This window comes from Actinoplanes sp. TFC3 (genome assembly GCF_001553785.1).
Taxonomy (GTDB): domain Bacteria; phylum Actinomycetota; class Actinomycetes; order Mycobacteriales; family Micromonosporaceae; genus Actinoplanes.
Window position 1 is genome coordinate 2131783 of record NZ_LOJP01000001.1, and the last position, 9678, is coordinate 2141460.

General features: G+C 70.0%; 9 protein-coding genes. 7 read left to right on the top strand and 2 right to left on the bottom strand.

Features of this window, described 5'->3' with window-relative positions; genetic code table 11:
* The first annotated feature begins 2 nt into the window (after positions 1-2).
* A complete protein-coding gene (locus TFC3_RS09760; protein ID WP_067498415.1) occupies positions 3-1295 on the top strand; it encodes a hypothetical protein in 1293 nt (430 codons plus the stop codon).
* Here the strand turns inward: TFC3_RS09760 and TFC3_RS09765 are convergent.
* Positions 1292-2485, bottom strand: a complete 1194-nt coding sequence (locus TFC3_RS09765; protein WP_067498419.1) for an MFS transporter — start codon at positions 2483-2485, stop codon at positions 1292-1294. The two genes, TFC3_RS09760 and TFC3_RS09765, sit on opposite strands and share 4 nt — an antisense overlap.
* On the bottom strand, positions 2482-4707 hold the full coding sequence (locus TFC3_RS09770) for a glycoside hydrolase family 3 C-terminal domain-containing protein (RefSeq protein WP_067498421.1): 2226 nt from the start codon (positions 4705-4707) through the stop codon (positions 2482-2484). The genes TFC3_RS09765 and TFC3_RS09770 overlap by 4 nt, the downstream gene beginning before the upstream one ends.
* 61 nt (positions 4708-4768) lie before the next feature.
* Here TFC3_RS09770 and TFC3_RS09775 point away from each other — a divergent pair, with 61 nt between their 5' ends.
* From TFC3_RS09775 to TFC3_RS09800, 6 genes are all read left to right on the top strand, one after another.
* Positions 4769-5398 (top strand): TetR/AcrR family transcriptional regulator, encoded by a 630-nt coding sequence (locus tag TFC3_RS09775; RefSeq protein ID WP_067498423.1) that lies wholly within the window; start codon positions 4769-4771, stop codon positions 5396-5398.
* A 163-nt stretch (positions 5399-5561) separates the two neighbouring features.
* Positions 5562-6557 carry a type I glyceraldehyde-3-phosphate dehydrogenase gene (gap, locus tag TFC3_RS09780; protein ID WP_067498425.1) on the top strand — a complete coding sequence of 332 codons (996 nt, stop codon included), beginning with the start codon at positions 5562-5564 and terminating at the stop codon, positions 6555-6557.
* Positions 6558-6563: 6 nt separating this feature from the next.
* Positions 6564-7760, top strand: coding sequence for a phosphoglycerate kinase (gene pgk / locus TFC3_RS09785; RefSeq protein ID WP_067498427.1), 1197 nt, complete (start codon positions 6564-6566; stop codon positions 7758-7760).
* 3 nt (positions 7761-7763) lie between these two features.
* A complete protein-coding gene (gene tpiA / locus TFC3_RS09790) occupies positions 7764-8558 on the top strand; it encodes a triose-phosphate isomerase (RefSeq protein ID WP_067498429.1) in 795 nt (264 codons plus the stop codon).
* Between the two features lie 98 nt (positions 8559-8656).
* A complete protein-coding gene (secG, locus tag TFC3_RS09795) occupies positions 8657-8911 on the top strand; it encodes a preprotein translocase subunit SecG (RefSeq protein ID WP_067498431.1) in 255 nt (84 codons plus the stop codon).
* Between the two features lie 154 nt (positions 8912-9065).
* Positions 9066-9410 carry an RNA polymerase-binding protein RbpA gene (locus tag TFC3_RS09800; protein ID WP_067498432.1) on the top strand — a complete coding sequence of 115 codons (345 nt, stop codon included), beginning with the start codon at positions 9066-9068 and terminating at the stop codon, positions 9408-9410.
* Positions 9411-9678 lie beyond the last annotated feature (268 nt).

The following is a 9678-nucleotide window of genomic DNA, read 5'->3' on the forward strand; positions in this document are numbered from 1 at the left end:
CGATGACCGACATCGTGCCCGGTGGCCGGCGCTATTCGAGCGTGCCGTGCCCGCGGGGAAGTGACCTGCCGATCATTGACGTGGTTGCGCTGCCGGAGAAGTACGACCGGACCGAGCTGTCGTACGCCGAGGCGGCGCTGCTCACCCGGGCCGGGCTGGCCGCCGACGAAAGCCTGGCCGAGGCGCACCCGCGGATCCAGGACGCCGCCGACCGGCTGGCCCAGGCGTGGCACCGGGCGGCCGCGGCGCTGCAGCGGCTCGCCGAGTTCGAGGCCGAGCAGGCGCTGCGCGAGGCCGGCCGGGCCTGCCGGCGGGTACGCGACCGGCACGCCGGCGACGGGCCGGAGGACCGCCGGCACCGGCCGTTCTGGTTGCGGGCGCCGCTGGTGTGGACGCTGATCATGGTCAGCGCGATCTACGACACGGTGTTCTTCGCAACGATTTTCCAGAACGCCATCGACCTGCGCGATGACGCCCCGCTCTGGGAGAAGGCGATCTCGTACATCCCCGGCTTCGGCATCGCCATGGCGCTGATCCTGTCCGGCAGCATGCTGGCTGTCCCGCTGTTCCGGCATCGGGCGCGAGCCGAACGCCGCCGGTTGCGCGGGCGCCTCGACTGGCGGGTGGTGCTCAGCCGTACGTTCCTGGTGTGGCGGCGCAACGCCGATCAGCGCGCGGACCAGGACCTGCCGTGGCCGAGCTGGCCGTTCCCGGTGGCGTTCGTCGCGCTGGTGCTTGCGGTGCTGGGCGTGTGGGCCTGGCTGCGCGGGCGTTCGATGTTCGACCCGTCGATGCGGTGGCCGCTGGTGGCGTTGCTGCTGCTCCTGACGGTGTCGGCCATCACGTTCAAGGCGGTCGCGCACAACCCGTTCGCCGACCGCTCGGCCGAGGCCAGCAAGCAGTTGCGCCAGGCCCGCGACCGGCTGGCGAAACTGGAGATAAAGGCCCGGCGCGAGATCGGTGCGATCACCACGGCGGGCCAGAAACTGCAGGCCGCCAACGAGGAAGCGGCGGCCGCCGCCCGCCGCCACGTCACCCAGGCGTGGTCCGACATCGCCGACCAGCGCGGCCGGCACGGGCTGACCGGGCCGGTGGCGCCCGGCTTCGCGCCGGTCACCAAGGACGACCTGGTCGGCTGTCTGATGTTCGCCGGGCTGCAGGCGCCCGCGCTGCGGGTCCGGGTGCTCGACTACGGCATCACGGCGGTGGACAGCTACCACGCCGAGCAGCTCGAGAAGCAGCTCGACGAGGTGCTCAAACGGCTCAACGACCAGCTGGCCACGGCCCTGAGTTAGCTGTCGTGCGCGGGTGGCCTGTTCAGCAGCACGCGGCCGAGCAGCAGCGTGCCGACGCCGGCGATGACCACGCTGAGCAGGCCCACCCGCAGGCTGCTGTGGTCGGCAACCAGCCCCACCAGCGGCGGCGAGGCCAGGAAGCCGATGCGCAGCACCCAGCTGACCACGGTCAGACCCAGCCCGGCGGGCAACCCCGGCAGCTCGTCGGCGGTGTGCATGGCCGCCGGGACCAGCGTCGCGGTGCCCAGCCCGGCCAGGGCGAACCCGGTCAGCGCCGAACCCACCGACGGGAACGCCAGCGCGAAGCCCATCCCCGCCGCGGCCACCGCACCACCGACCCGGGTCACCGTGCGCTGGCCGAACCGATCCACCATGCGGTCACCGAGCAGCCGCCCGGCGGTCATCGCCACCTGCAACGCCACGAACGCCAGCCCCGCGGTCGCCGCAGCCGCACCGATGTCCTCGGTCAGGAACAGCGCACCCCAGGACGCCCCGGCATCCTCCACCAGCGCCCCGAACAGGGCGAGCAGGCCGAGGGCGGCAAGCATCCACACCGCTGCCGTCGCTCGTGGCCGCGCTTTCTCCGTCGGGGCTTCCCGCTCGGCATCGTCGGTACCGCGCAACAAGAAGCGGTACGCCACCAGGGCCACGGCGCTGAACAGCACCGCCGAGATGCTCAAATGCAGCAGCAACGGCACGTGCAGCCCGGCCGCCGCCGAGCCCATGAGCCCGCCCAGCACCGCGCCGATGCTCCACACGCCGTGGAACGAGTTGACGATCGAGCGGCCGTACAGGCGCTGAACCCGCAACCCGTGTGCGTTCTGGGCGACGTCCACAATGGCGTCAGCGGCCCCGGCGGCGAACAGGGTGGCGGCCAGCGCCCACCAGCCCGGCGACACCGCGACGAGCAGGAAACCGGCGCCGATCAGGGGAATGCCGAAGGATGCCGTACGGGCCGAGCCGAGCAGCCTCAGCGCCACCGAGGCGAACAGCCCACCGGTCAGCGCGCCCAGCGGGCCCGCCGCCAGCGCCGTGCCCAGCAGCGCGTTGCTGAGGTCGAGGTGCTCCTTGACCTCCGGATAGCGGGGTACGACGTTGGCGAACAGGGCACCGTTGGTGAGGAAAACCGCGCCCACTGCCGCGCGGGCGCGGCGGACAGCGAGCGTCGGCTCGGCGGTCGCCGTCGTCACGCGGCGTAGCGGGCGACGGCGTCGGCGACCTGGGACTCGCCAACGGGGAAACCGGGGAAGCGGGAAAGCCGCACGAGCGGGATCGCCCGCATCATCTGGCCGTTGCGCGGGTCGAACAGCATGTCGTGGAACGGGCCTTTCAACTGGTCCTTGAGCCAGGCGCCGGCCGCCGGATGGGCCAGCCAGGCTTCGGCGGTGGAGTCGGCGGTCAGCGGGACAACGAGGTCATCCCCGGCGAGCGTGATCGTTTCCTGCAGGCGGATGTCGCGCGAGGACGCTCCGGCGCGGATGGCGAACTCGCCGCCCTCGACGCTCCAGCGGCGCAGCGCCGGGTGCCAGAACGCGAAGGCACGACGGTTCAGCTCGATGCTCACCCGGGTGCTCCCGCCGGGTTCGAGGCTGACGGTGGCGAATCCGCGCAGCTCCTGCTCCGGGCGGAACACGATGGCGTGCGGGTCGCTGACGTAGACCTGCACGACCTCGGTGCCGCTGCGGCTGCCGGTGTTGGTCACGGTGAGAGAGACGGTCGCGCTCTGCTCACCGGCGGCCACCTCGAGATCGGCGTACGAGAAGGAGGTGTACGACAGCCCGTGCCCGAACGGGTACGCCACGTCGAGGCGGTGCGCGTCGTACCAGCGGTAGCCGATCAGCAGGCCCTCGCCGTACCGGACGTGCCCGTGCTCGCCGGGGAAGTTGCCGATCGCCGGGTTGTCCTCGTAGCGCACCGGGATCGTCTCGGCGAGCTTGCCGGCCGGGTTGGTGCGGCCCAGCAGCAGGTCGGCCGTCGCGGCACCACCGGCCTGGCCGAGCAGCCAGCCCTCCAGGATCGCCTTGGCCCGCTGCTGCCACGGTGCCACCGTGACGACCGAGCCGTTGGAGAGCACAACCACCACGTTGGCGTTGACGTCGGCCACCGCGTGCAGCAGGTCGACCTGGTGCTGCGGCAGGTCCATGTGGTCGCGGTCGTAGCCCTCCGACTCGTACGACGGGGGCAGACCCAGGAACAGCACCGCAACGTCGGCCTGGCGCGCTGCCGCCACTGCCTCCTTGACCAGCGCCGCGTCCCCCTGCGTGCTCTCGATGTCGAAGCCCGGCGCGAACGTAACCGTCATTGCTTCCCGCAGCCCGTCCAGCGCGGTGTCCACCTTGGTCGGGTTGACCTGCGAAGATCCGGCCCCTTGGAACCGAGGTGTACGAGCAAACTCCCCGATCACCGCCACCGACCCCCCGGCCGCCAGCGGCAGGATGTCACCCTCGTTCTTGAGCAGCACGGCACTGGCCGCAGCCGCCTCGCGCGCAAGTGCGTGATGCGCGTCGGCGTCGAAGCTCTGCCCCGGGGCGAGGGCCGGCAGAGCCCGGTTGAGCAGCTCCAGCACCCGGGTGACAGCGAGGTCGACGTCCTTCTCGGCCAGCGTGCCGCCCCGGACGGCGTCGAGCACGATCTGCGTGCCGCTGCCCCCGGACGACGGCATCTCCAGGTCCAGCCCGGCCGCCACCGCCGCGTCGCGCCGGTTCACCGCACCCCAGTCCGAGACCACCAGGCCCTGGAAACCCCACTCGTCGCGCAGCACCTCGGTGAGCAGCCAGCGGTCCTCACTGGCGTACGTGCCGTTGATCCGGTTGTACGAGCACATCACGGTCCACGGCTGAGCCCCGGTGACCACGCGCTCGAAGGCTGGCAGGTAGATCTCGCGCAGCGTCCGCTCGTCGATGTCGGCCGACACCGTCATCCGGTCGGTTTCCTGATTGTTGGCGGCGAAGTGCTTGAGCGACGTGCCCACACCCTCGCCCTGAATCCCCCGAACCAGCGCGGCACCCAGCTCACCGGCCAGGTACGGGTCCTCGGAGAAGTACTCGAAGTTGCGGCCGCACAGCGGCCAGCGCTTCATGTTGATGCCCGGCCCGAGCAGCACCGCGACCTCCTCCGCGCGGCACTCGCGGCCCAGCGCGGCGCCGATGCGCTCGAGCAACTGCGGGTTCCACGTCGAGGCCAGCCCGGCGGCGGGCGGGAAACAGGTGGCCGGGACGCTCTCGTGCAACCCGGCGTGGTCCGCCTCGCCGGCCTGTTTGCGCAGCCCGTGCGGGCCGTCGGTGACCATCACCGAGGGGATGCCGAGGCGTTCGATCGCTTGGGTGCGCCAGAAGTCCGCGCCGTCGAGCAGTGCCGCCTTCTCCTCCAGAGTCAGTGAACCCAGCAGGGCGGGGATGTCGAGTGCGGCCATGTCCCGACGGTAACATTGAAAACCTCCACTCGGAAGTTTCTCCCGATCCTAGGATGTGCCGATGTATGAGAAGGGAGTCCGGCGCCGGCAGGAGATTCTGGACCGGGCCATCGAGGTCTTCGCCGAGCGTGGCGCGCAGGGCACCTCGCTGCGGGCGATCGGCGAGGCCATCGGCGTGTCGCACGCGGCGCTCAAGCACTACTTCGACTCGCGCGAGGAACTGCTCGTCGAGGTCTACCGGGCGGCCGAGGAGCGCTCGATGGCCGACGATCCGCCGCCGGGGGAGACCTCCGTGGTCGGCCTGATGACCCACGCCGCGCGGCGCAACCATGGCGTGCCGGGGCTGGTGCAGCTCTATTCGACGCTGGTAGCCGGCGCGCTGGAAAACGGGCACACCACTGAACGCACCTTCTTTTCCGAACGGTTCGCCAGTCTGCGCGATCTTTTAGGCGAACGGGTACGACAAGAGCAACGCGGCGGGCGCATCCGCTCCGACATCTCGCCCGAGGCGGCGGCTGCCCTGATCATCGCGGCCTCCGACGGTCTGCAGACGCAGTGGCTGCTCGACCCGGGCGTGGACATCGAAGGATCGCTGGCTCTGCTCGAGTCGCTGCTGGAGAGCCCCGGCGGTGCGGATCAAAACCGTATGGACGTACCGGAAAACGAATTTGACGTAAAGACCCTGAGGTAACGATAAGGTCGCGGCCCCGGGAACGGGTGGCACAGGCATCTCGGCTAGGGTCTTGGTGACGGCGACGCTGCCGAACACGACGGCCGACGCGGATTTGTACGGGGTCGGCAAGAAGACCTCCGCCGGTCCCAATCCCGGCGGACCGAAATGAGGAGATCCACCTGTGACCATCCGGGTTGGCATCAACGGCTTCGGCCGCATCGGCCGCAACTTCTTCCGTGCGGTCCAGGCGTCCGGCGCCGACATCGAGATCGTCGGTGTCAACGACCTGACGGACAACCAGACGCTCGCCCACCTGCTGAAGTACGACAGCATCCTGGGCCGTCTGCCGCACGAGGTGAAGGCCACCGCCGACGAGATCACCGTGGCGGGCAAGACCTTCAAGGCGTTCGCCGAGCGCGACCCGGCCAACCTGCACTGGGGTGACCTGGGCGCGGACGTCGTGATCGAGTCGACCGGCTTCTTCACCGACGCCACCAAGGCCAAGGCGCACGTCGACAACGGCGCCAAGAAGGTCATCATCTCGGCCCCGGCCAAGAACGAGGACATCACCATCGTCATCGGCGTCAACGATGACAAGTACGACGCCGCGCAGCACACGGTCATCTCGAACGCGTCCTGCACGACCAACTGCCTCGCGCCGATGGCCAAGGTGCTCAACGACACGATCGGCATCGAGCGTGGCCTGATGACCACGATCCACGCCTACACCCAGGACCAGAACCTGCAGGACGGCCCGCACAAGGACCTGCGCCGCGCCCGCGCCGCCGCCCTCAACGTGGTGCCGACCTCCACCGGTGCCGCCAAGGCCGTCAGCCTGGTGCTGCCGGAGCTCAAGGGCAAGCTCGACGGCTTCGCGATGCGCGTGCCGATCCCGACCGGCTCGGCCACCGACCTGACCTTCCAGGCCGCCAAGGAGACCTCGGTCGACGAGGTCAACGCCGGCATCAAGGCCGCCGCCGACGGCGCGCTCAGGGGCATCCTCACCTACACCGAGGACCAGATCGTCTCGTCGGACATCGTCACCGACCCGGCTTCCTGCATCTTCGACGCCGGCCTGACCAAGGTCATCGGCAACCAGGTGAAGGTCGTCGGCTGGTACGACAACGAGTGGGGCTACTCCAACCGCCTCGTCGACCTGGTCAAGCTGGTTGGCTGAGCAGACGTGAAGACTCTCGACGACCTGCTCGGCGAGGGTGTCTCGGGTCGGCGCGTGCTCGTGCGCGCCGACCTGAACGTCCCGTTCGACAAGAGCGACCCCTCGATCATCAGCGACGACGGCCGCATCCGCGCGGTGCTGCCGACAATCGTCGCGCTGCGCGACGCCGGCGCGAAGGTGATCGTCTGCTCCCACCTCGGGCGCCCCAAGGGTGCTCCGGACCCCAAGTACACGCTGGCCCCGGTCGCCACGCGCCTCGGTGAACTGCTCAGCGCGCCGGTCGTGTTCGGCGAGGACACCGTGGGCGAGTCGGCCACGGCCGCGGCCCAGGCGCTGCTCGACGGTCAGGTGCTGCTGCTGGAAAACCTGCGCTTCAACGCCGGCGAGACGTCGAAGGACGACGCCGAGCGCGGCGCGTTCGCCGACCAGTTGGCCGCGTTCGCCGACTCCTACGTCGACGACGCGTTCGGCGCGGTGCACCGCAAGCACGCCTCGGTCTACGACGTGCCGGCCCGCCTCCCGCACTATGCCGGCGGCCTGGTCGGGCGCGAGGTCGAGGTGCTCAAGAAGGTGACCGAGAGCCCCGAGAAGCCGTACGTGGTGGTGCTCGGCGGTTCCAAGGTCTCCGACAAGCTCGCCGTGATCAAGGCGCTGCTGCCGAAGGTCGACAAGCTGCTCGTGGGCGGCGGCATGTGCTTCACCTTCCTCAAGGCCCAGGGTCACGAGGTCGGCAAGTCGCTGCTCGAGGACGAGATGGTCGAGACGTGTGCTTCGTTGCTGGCCGAGGCCGACGGACGCATCGTGCTGCCGGTCGACGTGGTGGCCGCCTCGGCGTTCGCCGCCGACGCTGACCACGACGTGGTTCAGGCCTCGGAGATCCCGGCCGACCGGCTCGGCCTGGACATCGGCCCCGAATCGGTGGCGCTGTTCGCCGAGGCGATCGGCTCGGCCAGGACGGTGTTCTGGAACGGGCCCATGGGCGTGTTCGAACTCGCGCCGTTCGCGGCCGGCACCCGGGGCGTGGCCGAGGCGATCACCAAGATCGACGGCTTCTCCGTGGTCGGCGGCGGCGACTCCGCGGCGGCCGTGCGTACGCTCGGCATCGATGAGTCCGGCTTCGGGCACATCTCCACCGGCGGCGGCGCGTCGCTGGAATACCTCGAGGGCAAGACCCTGCCGGGTCTCGCCGCACTGGAGAGCTGAGCGATGACCGGGGCCACCCCCCGCACCCCGATCATGGCGGGCAACTGGAAGATGAACCTCAACCACCTCGAGGCCATCCTCCTGGTGCAGAAGCTCGCCGCCAGCCTCACCGAGCAGCAGCTCACCGACGTGGAGACGGTCGTCCTGCCGCCCTTCACCGACCTGCGCAGCGTGCAGACCGCCATCGACGGCGACAAGCTGGCGATCAAGTACGGCGCGCAGGACCTGTCGCCGCACAAGGGTGGCGCGTACACCGGTGACATCTCCGGTGCCATGCTCACCAAGCTCGGCTGCTCATACGTGGTGATCGGGCACTCCGAGCGCCGCGAATACCACAACGAGGACGACGCGCTGGTCAACGCCAAGGTCAAGGCGGCGCTGGTCAACGAGCTCACGCCGATCCTGTGCGTGGGCGAGGGCTTGGACATCCGCGAGTCCGGCGACCACGTGGAGCACTGCACCAGCCAGCTCGACGGTGCCCTGGACGGGCTCAAGGCCGACGACGTCAAGAAGATCGTCCTGGCCTACGAGCCGGTCTGGGCCATCGGCACCGGCAAGACCGCCACGCCCGAGGACGCCCAGGAAGTCTGTGGCGCCCTGCGAGCCGCGCTGGCCAAGAAGTATGACGCCGAAACGGCCGAGGCGGTCCGCATCCAGTACGGCGGCTCGGTCAAGGCCAGCAACATCGCCGCCATCATGGCGAAGCCGGACGTGGACGGTGCCCTCATCGGGGGTGCCAGCCTGCAGGCGGAGGAGTTCGCCTCGATCGTCCGGTTCCGCGAGCACGTTCAGCGTTGAGACCGTGATGAGGAACCGGCCGCCCTGGGGCGGCCGGTTCCCCGCAGGCCCGCTATTGTGGGTTCGCTGCCGTGCCCTTCGAGAGGATTGACCCGACCATGCCGATCGCGTTCGCGTACACGTTGATCGTGTTGCTGATCATCACCAGCATCCTGCTGACCATGCTGATCCTGCTGCACCGCGGCAAGGGCGGCGGCATGTCCAGCATGTTCGGTGGCGGTGTCACCTCCAGCCTGGCCGGCTCCTCGGTCGCGGAGAAAAACCTCGACCGCTACACCGTGCTGGTGGGCGTCGTCTGGTTCGCCTGCATCGTCGGCCTCGGCCTCTGGCTCAAGCTGGCGCAAACCTCCTGAGTCTTCTCGCCATAAGCTCTTTCCTGACTTGCTCCGCGAGTCGTAGACTTCCCCGCGCGGTCCGGTCCACCCGGGCCGCGCGGTTGTTTTCCGCATCGCACGACACCGCCGGTGCCCCCGGCGACGACGCCCCTGACAGGCAGGAGTGACATCCGTGTCCAGTGGCAGCGCAATCCGCGGCAGCCGCGTCGGCTCCAGCCCGATGCGCCCCGACGAGCGCAGCGAACCCGCCCCCCGCCGGGAGGTGACATACTGGTGCGCCGCCGGCCACGAGGTGGAAGTCCGCTTCGCAGCCGACGCCGCCCCGCCGGAAACCTGGGACTGCATTCGCTGCGGCCAGCCGGCCGGCTTGGACCGCGCCAACCCCCCGGGCAAGTCGCGCACCGAGCCGTACAAGTCCCACCTGGCCTACGTGAAGGAACGCCGCTCAGACGCCGACGGCGAAGCCATCCTCGCCGAAGCCCTGGCCAAGATCCGCCGCCGCCGCGGCGGGGAGTAGGTTCCGGCTGCCTTGACGGGGCCGGCTTCGCAGCTTGAGGTGAGCTGGCTCCGCGCGGCTTTCTAGCGACGCTGAGCTGGCGTTGTGGCCAGTCTGGGATCTGGTCGGTTGTGAGCTCGATTTCGCGGAGCTTGCGGGTTTCCGGCGGCCCCGTTCATTGGCTCGTGGGGCCAGGGGGCCGCCCGGGTGGGCTGGGCCCGGTCTGGACTGTCACGCGCCGCCGCGCCCTGACACCCCCAAGCCCGCGCCCGAACCCTCAGCCCCGCAC